Raw genomic sequence first — 14,271 nt, 5'->3', positions numbered from 1 at the left:
TGTCGCCTCGCATCCCCACCTCCATTTGTTGTCTTTGCCCTACATCTGCCGTGTGTAACACACAACAATAAAGGCATAAGAAAATTGCTCGCGGTCAAGCGGTCTTGCGCTCCTGACGCCGCTGCTCGTCCATCACGGCCCTGGCGTGCGTCCACACCCGGTCCGCAGCGCGCCCCAGAAACTGCACTGCCAGCTCCTCCCCGTAGAGCCAGGCCGCGCACGGCCACCGATTGCGACAGCCGCGGCAGCGACCCCAGTAGCCGTGAGCGTCTGGCTCGTCCCCGCTGCCCTGATGATGATCGGCGATCAAGGCCAGCACCTCGGCCACATCGATCTCTTCCTCGGTCGGAGCGACGCCCAGCGACGGCACGGTCAGCTTGAGCGCATGGATCGTCGAAGCAAAGCTCGGCCGGATCATCCGATCACCCCGTAGCCGCCGTGCCACCGCAGTTTGATCTCGCCACGGGGCCCGTGCCGGTTCTTGTCCACGATGAACGTCACGTCACCGGTGGGCTGTCCGTCGGCGGTCGTCTCGTGCCACAGCAGAACCACCGCGTCGCTGTCCTGCTCGATCTGCCCGGAGTCACGCAGGTCGCTCATCGTCGGCCGGGCATCTGCCCGGCTCGCCGGGCCGCGGTTGAGTTGTGCGGGCACCACCACCGCAACCCCGAGCTCCATCGCGAGCGCTTTCAACTCTCGGGACACCTGCGCGACTTCCTGCTCGCGGGTCCGCGACGGGGTGTCGGTGTGGATCAGCTGGAGGTAGTCGACGACGAGGATGTCCAGACCGGACCGATGATGATGCGCCCGGGCCAGGGTCTTGATCCCACCGAGGGACACCTGCGAGGCGTTCACCTTGATCGGCAGTTCACCGATCTTGGCGACGTACGTCCGGATCCGCGCCATGGCTGCGTCGTCGAGCCGCCGGTGGTTGATCGAGCGGAGATCGACTTGGGCGCCGCGGGCGAGGATGCGGCCCGTGACGTCGACGGTGGGCATCTCCTTCGAGAACACCAGGACTCGCCGGGCGTTCTCGGCGGCGTGGGCGGCGATGTTCAGCGCCGCGGTCGATTTGCCGGCGCCCGGGCGGCCACCGAATGTGTACAGCCGGCCGGGGTAGAGCCCGCCGATCAGTTCGTCGAGCTCGTACCAGGGGGTGGGGAGGCCGGGGGCGGATCCGCCGGGGGCGTGGGCGGCCTCGAACTCGTCCCACAGGTCCGACCAGCCGAGCGTGCCGCCGGTCCGCTGGTCGTCGTCGCCAGAGATCTCGTCGAGGGTGGCGAGCGCGGCGGCTTTCGCGTCCGACGCGCTGCCGGGGTGGTCGGCGGCGACCGTGCGGGCCCGGTTGAACGCCCGCAGCAGTTCGCGGCGCCGGGCCAGGTCGGCGACGACGCGGGCCTGCGCGACCGCGTGCACGGCGCTCGACGCACTCGTCATCTCCGCCCGCACGACTCGCTGGACCGCGGGGGTCCAGCCGTCCTGGGCGGTGAGGTGACGGGCCACCGAGACGGGGTCGATGGGCACCCGGTCGGCGGACAGCTGGCGGCAGGCGTCCCAGACCACGCCGCGGGCCGGGGTGTAGAAGTCGCTGCCCGGCAGCGACGCGAGGACCCCGGCGAGGGCGTCGGGGTGGAAGGCGACGGCCCCGATCAGCGCCTGCTCGGCGGGGTCGGAGCGGAGTTCGAGTTCGGTGGTTTCGGTCATCCGGTTCTCCGGTCGGGATTCGCGAGGGCGGCGCGGATGGCGGCGGCGTGGGTGTCGATCCACTCGACGCGGCGGGCGTGGAGCCACTCGCGGGGTGGGGTCGGGTCGTCTGGTGGCTGGCTCGGTTCGATCCAGTTGGGCTCGATGAGCCGGCTGGCTTCGAGGGCTGCGCCGCGGCGGCGGAGGTCGGCGAACGCGGCGTCCGGGTCTGAGGCGCGGGGGGCGGGGACGGAGCGGAGGGTGGGGCGCCGCCGCTCGACGCGTTTCTGTTCGCGGCGCATCCACACCTGCCACGCCTTGCGCCAGTCACGCTTCGTGGCGTGAGCCCCGGATTCGGCCTGCCAGTAGTCGACGAACAGATCGGACTCGGCCTGGCCGACGAGCGGGGTGTGGGTGCGGGCCCAGGCCTTCATCTCATCGGTCACGACGAAGTCGTCGGGGATGCGGGTGCCGCGCTTGCGCGGCCCACCTGACGGATCAACTGACGGATCAATGATGGATAGGTGCTCAGATTGGGAGGGGGGTCCGCTCAATTTGACAGGGGGGGTCCGCTCAGATTGGGAGGGGGTGTCAGATTGACACCCCCTGTCAGATTGGGAGGAGGGGGTGTCAGATTGGGAGGGGGTCTTGTTGTCTGCGGCCAACTCTCGCAGCCGGTCCAGACTGATCGTGTAGAGCGAGCTGGCGTTGAACCTGCGCTGCACAGTGATTACTCTCTGTTGCTCCAGCGCGGCGAGGTGTCGGCGTACGGTGCTCTCTCCGGTGCAGCACTTCTGCGCCAGGGTGCCGATCGACGGCCAGCACCTGCCGTCCTCGTCCGCCCTGTCCGCGAGGGCGAGCAGGGTGAACCTCTCGGGCGCCGGGACGGTGGAGTCCCAGACCAGCGACATGACGCGGACGCTCACCGAGCACCTCTCATGTGATGGGAACCTAAGAGCGCCGCCACTGCCGCAATGCCTATGCATTGCATAGGCAGTAACGTACCCGTGTCGATCGAGGACTGGCAAGCGGACCGGCGAGGCACCGCACAGGCACCGATCTCATGGGATAGGGTGTGATCGTGCCGACCCGCCGGAGAACGCCGCAGCATACGGTGGCGGTCGACGACGAACTCTGGCAGACCGCTCGACGCATCGCCGAACTGCGGCGCGAGCGCGTCTCGGATGTTCTGAGGGCCGCGTTGATGCGCTACGTGGCGCGCCACAAGCACCTCCTCCAGGAGGACTAGACACCCGGCCATCAGGCCACCTCTTTGTTGCCTCGCTGCTGGGCCGCGCGTCGGCTCCAGCGTTCGAGGTCTTCGTCTGTCCACCAGTTCTCTCCGTCGGCGCAGCCGGGGTGCACCTCTTGGCCCGGGTAGACGGGGGTGAGGAGCTTTCCGCAGCGGCGGCAGAGTCTGGTCATGTCCGGCCGTTTGTCCCGGCCTCGTTGCGGGTGGGCCGGTGGTGGGGTGGCGCGTCCGGGTCGCTCGCCGAGGGTGGCGGCGGTAGCGCGAGGTTGGCCCAGCCCGGGTCACAGGGTGGTGGTGGGCCGCCGAGGGTGCGGTAGCGGCGCTCCCGCTCGAGCGCGCCCGCCGTCTCGTCGAGGGTGTCTGCGGCCCGGCGCAGCACGTCGCGGGCGCCGGCGGCGCCGAGGGTGTCGAGGTGGTCGGCGATGGCGTGGATGTCGGCGACGAGGTCGGCGGTGTCGTCGTCGAGGATGCGGGTTTCGGGGCGGTCGGGGAGGGGGCAGCGGTGCTCACTCATCGGTGGCTCCGAGGGCTCGGGCGGTCGGGCACGGCCACGGGACCCCGTACTCGCCGTGCGTGCCGCAGGTGTCGCAGCAGCGGGGCAGGTCGGTGTAGCGGCCGCTGCTGTCGTAGCCCTCGCTGGGTCCGGCGTCACGGTGCAGCGCGAGCACAGCCCGCCGCTGGGAGCGCAGCCGGGTGACCTCGGCGGCGTAGGTCAGCTCGCGGGCGAGAGCGGCCAGGTGGCGGCTCTCGCCCGCGCCGTGCATGGTGATCGGGTCACTCATCGGGGGTGTCCTCCAGGAGGGTGGCGGCCTGCCGGAGCCCGGCCGCGACTTGGGCGGGCGTGCCGTGTCGACCGCGGAGCACACCCGCCAGGGTGGGGATGTCGTCGACCTGCTCGGCATCAGCCCACGCCCGAAACACAGTCGCGAGAGCCGCCCGGTTAGTGTGCAGGTGCTGCCAGGCGGCCCGCACCGCGTCGGCGACGCTGGTCTCCGCCCCGGCGAGGGTGGCGGCCTCCCGCAGGGTCGCGGCCGCGGCCTGCTGTGTCTCGGCGCAGCCGCCCATCACGGGGTCTCCTTGTCGGGGTGGTGGTCGGCGACCAGCCGGGCCAGCCAGGCAGGCATCCCCTCTGGCCGGGGGGTGTCGGCAGCGCGCCACCAGGTCTGGCCTGTCGCGCGGTCGCTGTCCGTGCCGTCCTCGCGGGTCTCCGGCCCGCTCAGCCGCACCTGCACCCGCCGCGGCTCGCCCGCGCCCAGGCAGCTGTACTCGATCTCGACGTGACGGGGCCGATAGCGGCAGCCGAGGGGGTCCTCTCGTAGCCCGGCACCATCCACCAACAGCCGGACAATATGTATTGTCTCGATCTCGGTTCCCGGTGATCGTGATCGTCGGGTCAGACACAGGAGGCCTCCTCGTCGGTGTCGGTGTCGGTGAGGTCGGTGTGCAGCGCCACCACCACCCGCACCTGCCCGGCCGTGACGTGCGGGTAGGCGCGGCAGATCTGCTCGACGGTCTCCCCGGCCGCCAGCCACTCCCAGATGGTGGCCACATCCAGCCGGGTGTGCCCGATCGTGGGGCGTCCGCCCCGGCGGGCGGGGTGGGTGACGATCAGCAGCTCATCCGCGCCCGGGGTTGGCTGGGTGGAGTCGGGGTGGCCGAGGACGCGGGCCAGGTCGGGCAGCGGCTGCACCCGCCACTCCTCCAAGATCGCAAAGGTGATATGGGAGCCGGTGATCTGCTGCCACACGCCGCCAGACGACCGGATGATCCGGCGGGCGTCGGGGGTGTTCGGGTCGTCGTCGGGGTGCACACGCACCGCCCCCACCAGGTCACGGCAATAGGGCTCGGGCATCAGCGGCTCTCCTCGGCATCTCGCGCGATCCGCTGCACCGCACCAACCCCCGTCCGCAACCGGCGCGCGATCTGCGACACCGACACACCATCAGCACGCATCCGCCGCACCGCAGCCTCCACATCCACATCACGGGCGTCCGACCGACGCAACCGACCAGCGATCAACCGCGCCACAACGACCTCATCGACACGGCTCACCCGTCGCCCTCCTCGCGGTGGTGGCTGGTCTGGGTCACGATGACGACGGCCACCCACACCAGACAGCCCACCGCCGACAGCACAACCTCGGCCAGACGACGCAACAGGCTCATGCCGCCACCCGCTGCCAGGCGCGGGCGACAGCCCGCTGAGCAGCCCACCCGGACCGCCAGGCCCGATCGACGGCCGCCTTGTGCCGCTGCTGAACATCACGACCGACGCGCGGATCAGACGAGCGCTGGCACGTGCACGACGGCGGCATCCAGCCGCACCAATCGCACGGATAGAAGCTCACCGGATCCCCCCGTCCTCGGAGCCGTCATCCAGCGCGGCCGCCGCGTTCTCCACCAGCCGGCCCTGCTGCTTCCACACCTCAAGCTCGGTGACCACCAGACCGCGATCGTCATGGGACAGATCCGACGACGACGTGATGTCGCGGTCGAGGATCAATGCGAGCAGCCGCAGCCGCCGCGCACGCTCGTCGGCCTTGCTGCCGCCGACCCCGGCCTCATTGAGCAGCGCGAACATGCGCCGCTCCCGCTTCTTGACCTCCGCCGCGTCCGGCTCGTTCACGACCTCCGCGTCGACGGGCTGAGCGTCCTGCTGCGGTTCAAGCGCCGCCTTGACCCGCTCACCGGCCTGGACGATTCGTTCGAGCAGCGCGCTGTCGTTCGGCCGCATCTCGCGTGCGTGGGTCCAGAGATCCCGCAGCTTCTGCCACTCGTGCGCCCGCTCGTGTTGGTTGATCAGCGCGCCCCAGTCCGGCTCGCCCGTGATGTCTTCGACAGTGACGATCTGGGCGGCGGGGCGGGCTGTCGGTCGCTCGTCCTCATCGACGGAAGCGCCCAGCTCCTCGGCCGTGTAGTGCATGCCCATCAGCGCCTCTTCGCAGGCGTCGCGGGCGCACTCGGAGATCGCGCGAGCCTTGAGCATGCTCGCTCGGTACCTCTTCCACACATCCTTGCCGAGGAGTCCAGCCTGCTGGGCGCGCTCGACGGTCCATACGGACCGGAAGACGAACTCCGGATCGTCGGCTCGGACGATTTCGCAGACGGCGCGGCTGTCGTCGCCCGTGACGCGCAGTCGGTGGCCCGCTTTCCGCACAAGGGCCGACATCAGCGCGGACGACGCCGTGGGTTTGCCTTCGATGACGTGGATTCCGTTGATCGCTGCCATCGGTGAGAGACCCAGCATCTCGCCGTACTCGATGGCGTACAGGACGTTCGCCGGATGGCGCCGGTAGGCCGCCGGCAGGAGACCCGAGTTGGCCAGCTCAGCCGCGTATGTGATCTTGTCTTGTAGCGAAGCCGTGCGTCGTGCTGGTGATTTCGGCGGGTGCGGGATCGCGACCTCGGCGGTCATATCGTGACTCTTTTCCAGCTCGATCCACGAGCAATGTGGTTGATGGTTCCGTCGGTCACGCCGTAGTCCTTGGCGATGTTGCGTTGCATCTCGCCGTTGGCGAGGCGCCTCTTGATCACCCGTACGTCCTCGACGGTCAGCTTCGTGCCACTCGGTCGGGCGCGGCCTCTTACGTGCATCTCCCGCACGTTGTCGATGTGCAGGCCCCACCTGATGTGAGCGGGGTCGAGGCATGGCGGGTTATCGCAGGAATGCAGGACTTCGTGTTCGGGTGTTGGCGGTGGGCCGTGGACCGCTTCCGCCACGATGCGGTGGGTGTACTCCAGCCGCTCCCCGGCCCAGATCTGGCCGTACCCGGCGGTGGACCGAGCGCGCGTGTAGACGAGGCACTCCCCTTGCCGCTCGGTGTGGACGAAGACGCGGACGAGGAGCGCGGGAAGATCGGACCGTAGGGGCGGACGACTCATGCGATGTCCTGTTCGGTGTCGTAGTCGCCGGCCGCCCACGCGGCCTCGTGCTCGTAGACCGACCAGCGGGGCAGCCCGACGGAGATCACCTCGTCGTCGGCATAGCCCGGCCACACGCCGGTCTCGATGCAGCGGCGGTAGATGTGCAGGGCCTTGCGGTTACGGCGACGGCCCCACTCGATCGACTCAGGGTCGATCTGGGCGACCGTCACGAGGTACGGAGGTTCCTTCTCCTGGAACACGAAGATGAACGCGGGCTCGGGCCCGCCGTGCAGGTCGAGCGCGGTCGCGCCGTCGATGTACCAAGGGGCCTGCTGGTAGTAGCCGTAGCGGGCGAGCGCTTTGGAGATCGCGGTGGGTTCGGCGCTCGCCGTGGTCTTGTAGTCGGTGATCAGGAGCCGTTTGTCGGGGTGGGGGTGGGGCAGCCAGTCGAGCATCGCTCGGCGCCACACCCCGGTTTCGGGGTCGCGCCAGACGAGGGTTCGCTCCGGGCGGCCGGTACCGGGCCGGAACAGGGCGCGGGCGAGCGGGGTCTGCCGCAGGGCGGCGGCCATCGCCTGCACCTGCTCGTGTTCGTGGCTGAGCAGCGGTGTCCGGCCCTCCGCGTACGCCTCGTCGCGCTGGGCGCGGGCGGCCTTGGTGGTGTAGCTGTCGGCGTCGATCACCTCGAACGGCTCGCCGATGCCGAGGACGAGGGCGTGCGCGGCCCGGCCGACGTCGAACACGCTGCGGTGCTCGCCTCCGGCGTCGCGCCACGCCTTGAACTTCACGGGGCAGGACGGCGGCAGCAGCCGCTGCGCCCCGGACGAGGACAAGGAGCCGCCGACGACGGGGTCGGCGTGGTACACGTGTGCCGGTAGGTCATACACGCCGGGCTCGGTGATGTACGGCACGACCGGCTCAGTCATGGGTCCATCCGATGGCACGTTCGTACTGGCCCTGGATGGCGTCGTGGTGTGCGGCGGCCGCAGCCGGGGTAGCGGGGACGGTGATGACGTGCAATTCCCCGGCAGGGAAGAAGGCCGGGTCGAAGGTGTCCGGCGTGTAGATCCAGGACCAGGCACGGCCGATGCGTTCGATGACGGCGAGGCGGGCGGCGAGCTCGTTGGGGGCGTGGACGGTCCACCATCCGTCCCGGTGCCGCGGCGGGTTATCGCCGTGGTGGGCGGACCCGAAGGTGATGTAGAAGGTGGTCGTCACAGCCGCTCCCCCGTGACCTGCACGGTCTCCACGGCGCGGGCGGGTGGCTCGATGTCGGCGCAGCCGCACCCGGTTTCGTCACAGCAGAGGTCGTCGGGGTCGTCGAACCAGTACCAGTTCTTCAGCACCTTGGCGCCGGTCATGCCCGCGCTGATGGCCGTGTGGGCGCGGTCAGCCAGCCACGCGGCGGCGGCGCGGCCCTCCTCGTGGCTGGGGATGTGCCCGTCCGGGCTGGGCAGTTCGAACAGCCAGTCCAGCAGGACGTTGAGATTGCTCGCTTCGCTGATGTTCACCGCACACCCGCCGGGCGGTGGTCGGTGAGCAGCCTGTTCACCGCGTCGAGGGCCTGCTGCGCGGCGTCCTCCCCCGCCGTCCCGACCAGGTAGGCGTCCCACCGGTAGCGGTTGCGGAGCTGGATGAGGTCGTCCCGGAGCTGCTCTACCTTCGGCAGCGGGATCACGTCAGGCATCACTACTGGTTGGTCCTCTCGAGGTGTGGTGGCGGGCGTGGACCTGTTTCGCGCAGGCCCGCATCCCGGGTGCGGCCGTGCGGGTGGGGTGGGCGGCCCAGCGGATGACCCCGCCGATGTGGTCGAGACCGCGTGGCCTCGCAGCTCCCGCAGCGACGGGGCCGGGCCGAGGATGTCGGCGCCACCCTCGGCTTGGCCCCGAGTCGCGGTAGGGGCGGGTGGGTATGCTTGTCGGGTCACGCCTGGGTTCCTCCTTGGTCGGTTGGCCGGGCTGTAGACGCCGAAAGCGCCCCCGCGGCGGCCGTTGGGCCGTCACGGGGGCGCTTTCATTCGTCATCGTCCGGGCTGGGGTCGTCCGCGCCGGCCTGGTATTCGACGTATGCGGACACGGGCACCAGGTAGTGGGTGCCGATCTTGCGGGAGCGGATGCGGCCGGAGCGCACGAGCCGCAGCGCGGTCTGGTAGCCCATGTTGAGCAGCTCGGAGAGCTGCCGGACGGTCAGCATCGTGGCGAGAGTGTCGGCGTCGATCTTGACGGCGTAGACCACTGGTTCGGCGTCGGCGACCGCGGAGGCCAGCTCCTCCGGGAGCGAGGGTGCGCTCATGCGGCACCACCGACCGGGTATTGGGGGGCGGGGAACAGGTCATCGAGGGTGTGGCGGGGGAACACGGTCAGCAGCGCGCACAGGAACGTTGGTCCCCACGCGGCGCGGCCGAGGAGGACCTCGGTCACGTGGGCACGGTCCATGCCCATCTCCCGGGCGAGCCGGGTGCGGCTCCAGCCGCGCTCACGCAGGAGCGCGTTGACGAGCGCGACGTTCACAACGCGGACCGGGGGACGCTTCTGCTGCGTGCTACCCACTGCTGATGTTGGCTGCACCCAACAAACAATACTCCGTGCTGTGGGTTGAGTGCAACGGGTGTAGGTAGCACCCGACGGCACATTCCGATCAGTCGGGTGCGAGCGGTTCGGCGGCCGCCACAGTCGACTCACCCAGCCGATGCGTGTGACACCCGACGGCAGTAGCCGACACACCGCTATCATTAGGTGTCATGGGCAACCACAGCGAGAGCGTTGAGGGCACGCTGTACACGTTCGTCCAAGGGATCATGGCCGACCAAGGCCTCACCCAATCCGAGGTCGTGCGCCGTTCCGGGCTCGAGCGCGGCATCTTCTCGCGCATGCGCGACGGCCGTGACCTCTCCCACCGGGCGGTGCAGGGCCTCGCCGAGGCCCTCCACATCCGCGAGGCCGACATCCTCCTCCGGCTCGGCTACCGCCCGGAAGGCCTCGGCGCGACGGTCACCGCTGACCCGTCACTGCTCGGAAACGAGGAACTGCTGTCCGAGGTCCGGGCCCGCATGCGGCCGGACCCGCACCCCGACACCCACGACCTGGAATCCACCGTCACCCCCAGCCCGATCGAACCCGGCCATCAAGAACGCGGCCGCCGACCCACCGGCCGCCGCCGCACCCCTCTCGGCGCCGACCAGCTCGGGACCACAGGTGCAGGGGCAAGCTCGGCTTGAGCACCACGAACCATCTCCAGGCCGTCCTCCAGCAGCGCCCGCGAATGCCGCAGCGGCACCCCCGCAGGGGCCACCCTGAGCACGTTGGAGTATTCGGCGCCGTCGTCATCCCAGCCGACCGTCTCCACGAGCAGCACGAAGTGGCGGGGGATCTCCCCGCGCGCCAAGCCGCCGTACCGCTGGATGACGTTGAGGATGGCCTCCGCCAGAGTCGTCCGGGGCGAATCGTCGTCGCCATCGTCGGTCCGCCGCTGCCCCATCCGATGTCGCGCCCCCGTCTGCAGTTGGCCATCTCCTGACCACGACAGGGTAATCGGCTGTAGCTAGATATGTGCTCTAAGTGACGAGATGGGGGACGTCGCGGCAAGACCCGCCGCCTGAACGGGGCTGCCGGAACAGGCACATTACTCGGCGCTTTCCCACGCTCCCCTGACGGAACACAGTGTCACCGGCGATCACCTAGTGTTGCGCGAACACGGGCTAAGCTGCGCCGATAACACCAGACCACCACCCATGAGCGACCTATCCAACACCCGTCCAGTGTGCGTTCGAGTCGCACCGGGGGCACACCCAAGGGCAGCACCTGCCAGACGAGGACTCCACGACCCTGATGATCAGCGACATCGACTCCGTCGGCGTCGACCTCGCGGGCGCCCGCAGCTACGCCATCCCGCTGCGCACCCGGTTTCGGGGCATCACGATCCGCGAGGGGATGCTGATCGAAGGTCCCGGCGGGTGGGGCGAGTTCTGCCCGTTCGCCGAGTACGACGACCCCGAGTCCGCCTCGTGGCTGGCCACCGCCGTCGAGCAGTGCACCGTCGGCTGGCCCGAGCCGGTGCGCGATCGCATCCCGATCAACTGCACCGTCCCCGCCGTCGGACCGGACCGCGCGCACGAGATCACCGCCCGGTCCGGGTGCCGCGCCGCGAAGGTCAAGGTCGCCGACCACCCCGGATCGCTGGCCGAGGACCTCGCGCGGGTGGAGGCCGTGCGCGACGCGCTCGGCCCCGGCGGTGCCGTCCGGGTGGACGCCAACGGTCGGTGGGACGTCGACGGTGCGGTCACCGCCATCCGGGCGCTCGACGCGGCGGCGGGCGGGCTGGAGTACGTCGAACAACCCTGCCGCACCATCGAGGAACTGGCCGCCGTGCGCCGCCGGGTGCAGGTGCGCATCGCCGCCGACGAGTCGATCCGCCGCGCCGAGGACCCCATGCGCGTGGCGGTCGCGGGCGCGGCGGACGTCGCCGTGATCAAATGCACTCCGCTCGGCGGGGTGCGGCGTTCGCTGCGGGTCGCCGAGGCGGCCGGGCTGCCCTGCGTGGTCTCCTCCGCGTTGGAGACCAGCGTCGGGCTGGCAGCGCAACTCGCCCTGGCCGGGGCGCTGCCCGAACTCGAGTTCGCCTGCGGGCTCGGCACGCTGTCGCTGCTGGAAGGCGATGTCGTGGCCGGTGCCGACTCGCTGCGCCCGGTCGACGGCTACCTGCCGGTCCCCCGCACCCCACCCGCCCCCGATCCCACCCTGCTGGACACCTACGCGCCGGCCGATCCGCAGCGGGCGGCGTGGTGGCGCGCCCGGCTCGCCCGCGTCCGGGCCGAACACGTCCGGACCCGGCGGGCGGGCCCGCCCGGCTGACCGGGTCCGGCCACCGCCGGCGGTGGCCTCAGCGGTCGCGACCCTCGTGGCCGGCCGGCCCGATCCGCCGCCGCCGGACCTCCTGCGAGGTCAGTTCCCGGCGCGCGACGCACCGCACCACGTCGCGCCGGCTCACGACGCCGACCAGTTCGCCGTCGTCGACGATGGGCACCGTCCGGATCCGCCCGTTCACCATCAGCTCCACGACGTCGGCGACATCGTCCTCGGGCCGCATCGCGGTCGGGGCCGGCGTCATCACGTCCGCCACGGTCGGCTCGGGCCGCTGCGCGACGACCCAGCCCTCGGGCAGGATGCGCCCCCGCACCAGGTCCGCCTCGGTGACGATGCCGACCAGGTTCCGCTCGGTGTCGACGACCGGCGCGGCGGTGAAACCGTGCGAGACCAGCAGTGCCGCCGCCGCGTGCACCGGGGTCCGCGGGGTCACCGTGATCACCGGGCTGCTCATCACGTCGCGTGCCCTCATCGCGCTCCTCCTGCTCGGGTGACGGCCGCATCCGGCCGTCGCCGCGGCCGATCCGCCCACCGTCGTCGGCGCGGGCCGCGCCCGGCAGAGGCCGAGGGCCCGGCCCGGAACGGACCGATGACCCGCGTCGGACCGGCGTCAGCGCCGCAGGACACGGGCAAAGTGGCGCGCCGGGATTGTGAGGGGACGACGGCTGCGAGACCGTTGCGGGGTGCAGCAGTCGCCCAGCGCGCTCGTCCACGCGCCGGTACCCGCCCGAAACGTCCTTCAGACCTGCGACCCGGATCGGGCCCGCGCCGAGCTGAGGCGGACGTACTACCCGCTGAGCCTGCGCCGGCTGGACACGGGGGCGCCGTTCCAGTTCACGATGTCGACGCACAGCGCCGGGCCGCTGACCCTGGGGCAGGTGCGGTTCGGCAGCAGCGTCGAGCTCGATGCCGGCGAGCTGGAAGTCGCCTACCACGTGAGCGTCCCGGTGTCCGGCGGGACGCTCATGCGCTGTGGCGACCAGCGGGTGTACGCCGCGGGCAGCACCGGGGCGGTGTTCACGCCGACCGGCCACGCGGCGGTGGAGCGCTGGATGCCCGGAAGCGTCCAGCTGAACCTGAAGATCGATCGGAAGGTCCTGGAGAACGAGCTCGCCGAACGGCTGGGCCGGCCGCTGATGACCCCGGTGCGGTTCGCGATGGCCATGGACCTGACCACGTCCGCGGCCCGCGGCTGGCTCGACGCGGTCCACATCCTGGCCCGTGAGCTGCACCAACCGGGCGGGCTGGCGGCCTCGTCGCTGCTGGCCGCCGAGATCCACCGGGTGATCGTCACCGGTCTGCTGCTGGCCCAGCCGCACAACTACAGCGGTGAGCTTCACTCCGGTGCCCGGCCGCACCGGCCCAAGACCATCAGCAAGGCCATCGACCTGATCGAGGCCGACACCGAACGGGCCTGGACGGTGGTCGAGCTGGCCAGGTCCTGCGAGGTCAGCGTCCGGGGACTCGAGGAGGGGTTTCGCCGCTACGTCGGCGTCTCGCCCCATGCCTACCAGCGCGACCGGCGGCTCGACCGCGCACACGCCGACCTGCTGGCGGCGCATCCCGGACGGTCCAGCGTGGCGGTCATCGCCCGCAAATGGGGCTTCCCGCACCCGGGGCGTTTCGCCAGCGCCTACCGGCGCCGCTTCGGCGTCGCACCGTCGGCGACCCTGCGCGGGCTGCGGCCCTGAGCGCCGGAAGGCCGGATCCTGCAGGATCTGTCCGCTTTCGGCGGCAAGCCGAGCCGCGGCCCGGCTACCCGTTCGCTTTCCTTGCTAAGCGTGTGTGGCCTGTTTCAGCCCGGAGCCGGTATGGACCCGACTCCAGGCCGCGGTGCCACGATCGAAACGAGGCACCGCACCGGCAGCGGCCGTTGGTTCGGGAAGGGAGGGGGTTCCCGAACCAACGGCCTGCGGCCGCCCACTCAGATCCGGCCGCTCCAGCGCGGTTCGACGACGGCCCAATCCCGTTCCCAGCGGGCCGCGTTGCGCGCGAAGATCCACCGCTGGACGCCGTGCCAGGTGAGCCAGAGCAGAAACGCCGCGCCACTGGTCAGGGTGATCCCGGCAAGCACCGCCGCCGCCACGGCGAGGCCCGGCTCGGCCGGGGCGGGCACCGCCAGGCCCATGCGGTCGACCCAGATCGGCACGCTCGCTCCGGCCTCGACCCCTCCCCGGACGGCGACCGGACCGATGTGCTCGATCCCGTCCGGGGCGGTCCAGCGGGCCTGCACCCACCGGATCGCCAGCGGCCCCCCTTCGGGCGCGGCCAGCGCCACGCCGTCCTCGACCACGATGGCCTGGACCTGGGTTCGGGTCGCACCCTCGAACTCGGCCCTGGCCAGCACAGTGCGGTGCACCTGAGCCGACACCAGCACAGCCGTCACCACGGCGAGCAGCCCGAGCACCGACAGCAGCCAGCCGACCACGTCCGCGACCCGGTCGGTGCCGCGACGCGGGATCGGGCCATCGCCGGGACGCCGCCGCGCCTGGTCAGGCCGCATCCTCACCACCCCCCATCAGACGTGCCGATCCGGGGTGCTTCCCGAGTCCGGCGTGCACGACCATCCTCCCCACCGTCGGTCCACGAGCGTGTCGCATCCTCGATCCCG

23 protein-coding genes and 1 pseudogene are annotated in these 14,271 nt (G+C 70.9%); 4 read left to right on the top strand and 20 right to left on the bottom strand.

The genetic code is table 11. The features are described from left to right. Positions 1-94: 94 nt before the first annotated feature. From ACFQE5_RS01620 to ACFQE5_RS01605, 4 genes and pseudogenes are all read right to left on the bottom strand, one after another. Positions 95-418, bottom strand: a complete 324-nt coding sequence (locus tag ACFQE5_RS01620) for a hypothetical protein (protein ID WP_379581934.1) — start codon at positions 416-418, stop codon at positions 95-97. Further along, positions 415-1,704 carry a replicative DNA helicase gene (locus ACFQE5_RS01615; protein WP_379581932.1) on the bottom strand — a complete coding sequence of 430 codons (1,290 nt, stop codon included), beginning with the start codon at positions 1,702-1,704 and terminating at the stop codon, positions 415-417. Before ACFQE5_RS01615 ends, ACFQE5_RS01620 begins: the two co-directional genes overlap by 4 nt. Next, positions 1,701-2,129, bottom strand: a complete 429-nt coding sequence (locus ACFQE5_RS01610) for a hypothetical protein (protein WP_379582067.1) — start codon at positions 2,127-2,129, stop codon at positions 1,701-1,703. Before ACFQE5_RS01610 ends, ACFQE5_RS01615 begins: the two co-directional genes overlap by 4 nt. 303 nt (positions 2,130-2,432) lie before the next feature. After that, positions 2,433-2,594, bottom strand: a pseudogene (locus ACFQE5_RS01605) (helix-turn-helix domain-containing protein); the annotation flags it as partial. A gap of 164 nt (positions 2,595-2,758) precedes the next feature. On the opposite strand from ACFQE5_RS01605, the gene ACFQE5_RS01600 reads away from it, so the two are divergent. Beyond that, on the top strand, positions 2,759-2,932 hold the full coding sequence (locus ACFQE5_RS01600) for a hypothetical protein (RefSeq protein ID WP_379581930.1): 174 nt from the start codon (positions 2,759-2,761) through the stop codon (positions 2,930-2,932). 172 nt (positions 2,933-3,104) lie between these two features. On the opposite strand, the gene ACFQE5_RS01595 is transcribed toward ACFQE5_RS01600, so the two are convergent. From ACFQE5_RS01595 to ACFQE5_RS01530, 14 genes are all read right to left on the bottom strand, one after another. Beyond that, positions 3,105-3,449, bottom strand: coding sequence for a hypothetical protein (locus tag ACFQE5_RS01595; RefSeq protein ID WP_379581928.1), 345 nt, complete (start codon positions 3,447-3,449; stop codon positions 3,105-3,107). After that, on the bottom strand, positions 3,442-3,717 hold the full coding sequence (locus ACFQE5_RS01590; protein ID WP_379581926.1) for a hypothetical protein: 276 nt from the start codon (positions 3,715-3,717) through the stop codon (positions 3,442-3,444). Before ACFQE5_RS01590 ends, ACFQE5_RS01595 begins: the two co-directional genes overlap by 8 nt. Further along, on the bottom strand, positions 3,710-4,000 hold the full coding sequence (locus ACFQE5_RS01585; RefSeq protein WP_379581925.1) for a hypothetical protein: 291 nt from the start codon (positions 3,998-4,000) through the stop codon (positions 3,710-3,712). Before ACFQE5_RS01585 ends, ACFQE5_RS01590 begins: the two co-directional genes overlap by 8 nt. Next, complete coding sequence (locus ACFQE5_RS01580; protein ID WP_379581923.1) at positions 4,000-4,272, bottom strand: hypothetical protein; 273 nt, start codon at positions 4,270-4,272, stop codon at positions 4,000-4,002. The genes ACFQE5_RS01585 and ACFQE5_RS01580 overlap by 1 nt, the downstream gene beginning before the upstream one ends. A gap of 56 nt (positions 4,273-4,328) precedes the next feature. Continuing rightward, positions 4,329-4,787, bottom strand: coding sequence for a DUF433 domain-containing protein (locus ACFQE5_RS01575; protein ID WP_379581921.1), 459 nt, complete (start codon positions 4,785-4,787; stop codon positions 4,329-4,331). Beyond that, positions 4,787-4,963 (bottom strand): hypothetical protein, encoded by a 177-nt coding sequence (locus ACFQE5_RS01570; protein ID WP_379581919.1) that lies wholly within the window; start codon positions 4,961-4,963, stop codon positions 4,787-4,789. Before ACFQE5_RS01570 ends, ACFQE5_RS01575 begins: the two co-directional genes overlap by 1 nt. Before the next feature lie 315 nt (positions 4,964-5,278). Next, entirely contained in the window at positions 5,279-6,349 is a 1,071-nt protein-coding gene (locus ACFQE5_RS01565) for a hypothetical protein (protein ID WP_379581917.1), read from the bottom strand. Continuing rightward, positions 6,346-6,816 (bottom strand): HNH endonuclease, encoded by a 471-nt coding sequence (locus ACFQE5_RS01560; protein ID WP_379581915.1) that lies wholly within the window; start codon positions 6,814-6,816, stop codon positions 6,346-6,348. Before ACFQE5_RS01560 ends, ACFQE5_RS01565 begins: the two co-directional genes overlap by 4 nt. After that, positions 6,813-7,724, bottom strand: a complete 912-nt coding sequence (locus ACFQE5_RS01555; protein ID WP_379581913.1) for a PD-(D/E)XK nuclease-like domain-containing protein — start codon at positions 7,722-7,724, stop codon at positions 6,813-6,815. The genes ACFQE5_RS01560 and ACFQE5_RS01555 overlap by 4 nt, the downstream gene beginning before the upstream one ends. Continuing rightward, positions 7,717-8,016: a hypothetical protein gene (locus tag ACFQE5_RS01550; RefSeq protein WP_379581911.1), complete on the bottom strand. Its 300-nt coding sequence runs from the start codon at positions 8,014-8,016 to the stop codon at positions 7,717-7,719. Before ACFQE5_RS01550 ends, ACFQE5_RS01555 begins: the two co-directional genes overlap by 8 nt. Further along, a complete protein-coding gene (locus tag ACFQE5_RS01545; RefSeq protein WP_379581910.1) occupies positions 8,013-8,309 on the bottom strand; it encodes a hypothetical protein in 297 nt (98 codons plus the stop codon). The genes ACFQE5_RS01550 and ACFQE5_RS01545 overlap by 4 nt, the downstream gene beginning before the upstream one ends. After that, positions 8,306-8,485, bottom strand: a complete 180-nt coding sequence (locus ACFQE5_RS01540) for a hypothetical protein (protein WP_379581908.1) — start codon at positions 8,483-8,485, stop codon at positions 8,306-8,308. The genes ACFQE5_RS01545 and ACFQE5_RS01540 overlap by 4 nt, the downstream gene beginning before the upstream one ends. Before the next feature lie 326 nt (positions 8,486-8,811). Then, a complete protein-coding gene (locus ACFQE5_RS01535) occupies positions 8,812-9,090 on the bottom strand; it encodes a helix-turn-helix domain-containing protein (protein ID WP_379581906.1) in 279 nt (92 codons plus the stop codon). Then, positions 9,087-9,347, bottom strand: coding sequence for a hypothetical protein (locus ACFQE5_RS01530; protein ID WP_379581904.1), 261 nt, complete (start codon positions 9,345-9,347; stop codon positions 9,087-9,089). Before ACFQE5_RS01530 ends, ACFQE5_RS01535 begins: the two co-directional genes overlap by 4 nt. Before the next feature lie 191 nt (positions 9,348-9,538). Here ACFQE5_RS01530 and ACFQE5_RS01525 point away from each other — a divergent pair, with 191 nt between their 5' ends. Together ACFQE5_RS01525 and ACFQE5_RS01520 are read left to right on the top strand one after the other, a co-directional pair. Next, entirely contained in the window at positions 9,539-10,015 is a 477-nt protein-coding gene (locus tag ACFQE5_RS01525) for a helix-turn-helix domain-containing protein (protein ID WP_379581902.1), read from the top strand. Positions 10,016-10,625: 610 nt separating this feature from the next. Next, positions 10,626-11,648 (top strand): o-succinylbenzoate synthase, encoded by a 1,023-nt coding sequence (locus ACFQE5_RS01520; RefSeq protein WP_379581899.1) that lies wholly within the window; start codon positions 10,626-10,628, stop codon positions 11,646-11,648. A 28-nt stretch (positions 11,649-11,676) separates the two neighbouring features. Here ACFQE5_RS01520 and ACFQE5_RS01515 read toward each other — a convergent pair whose 3' ends face one another. Then, on the bottom strand, positions 11,677-12,132 hold the full coding sequence (locus ACFQE5_RS01515; protein ID WP_379581897.1) for a CBS domain-containing protein: 456 nt from the start codon (positions 12,130-12,132) through the stop codon (positions 11,677-11,679). A 211-nt stretch (positions 12,133-12,343) separates the two neighbouring features. On the opposite strand from ACFQE5_RS01515, the gene ACFQE5_RS01510 reads away from it, so the two are divergent. Next, on the top strand, positions 12,344-13,351 hold the full coding sequence (locus ACFQE5_RS01510) for an AraC family transcriptional regulator (protein ID WP_379581895.1): 1,008 nt from the start codon (positions 12,344-12,346) through the stop codon (positions 13,349-13,351). A gap of 233 nt (positions 13,352-13,584) precedes the next feature. On the opposite strand, the gene ACFQE5_RS01505 is transcribed toward ACFQE5_RS01510, so the two are convergent. Further along, positions 13,585-14,163 (bottom strand): Rv1733c family protein, encoded by a 579-nt coding sequence (locus ACFQE5_RS01505; RefSeq protein ID WP_379581893.1) that lies wholly within the window; start codon positions 14,161-14,163, stop codon positions 13,585-13,587. Positions 14,164-14,271 lie beyond the last annotated feature (108 nt).

The sequence above is a fragment of the Pseudonocardia hispaniensis genome (assembly GCF_042658695.1).
GTDB classification, from domain to species: domain Bacteria; phylum Actinomycetota; class Actinomycetes; order Mycobacteriales; family Pseudonocardiaceae; genus Pseudonocardia; species Pseudonocardia hispaniensis.
Note: the sequence above shows the minus strand (reverse complement) of the source record. Positions and strands in the feature narration are given on the sequence as shown.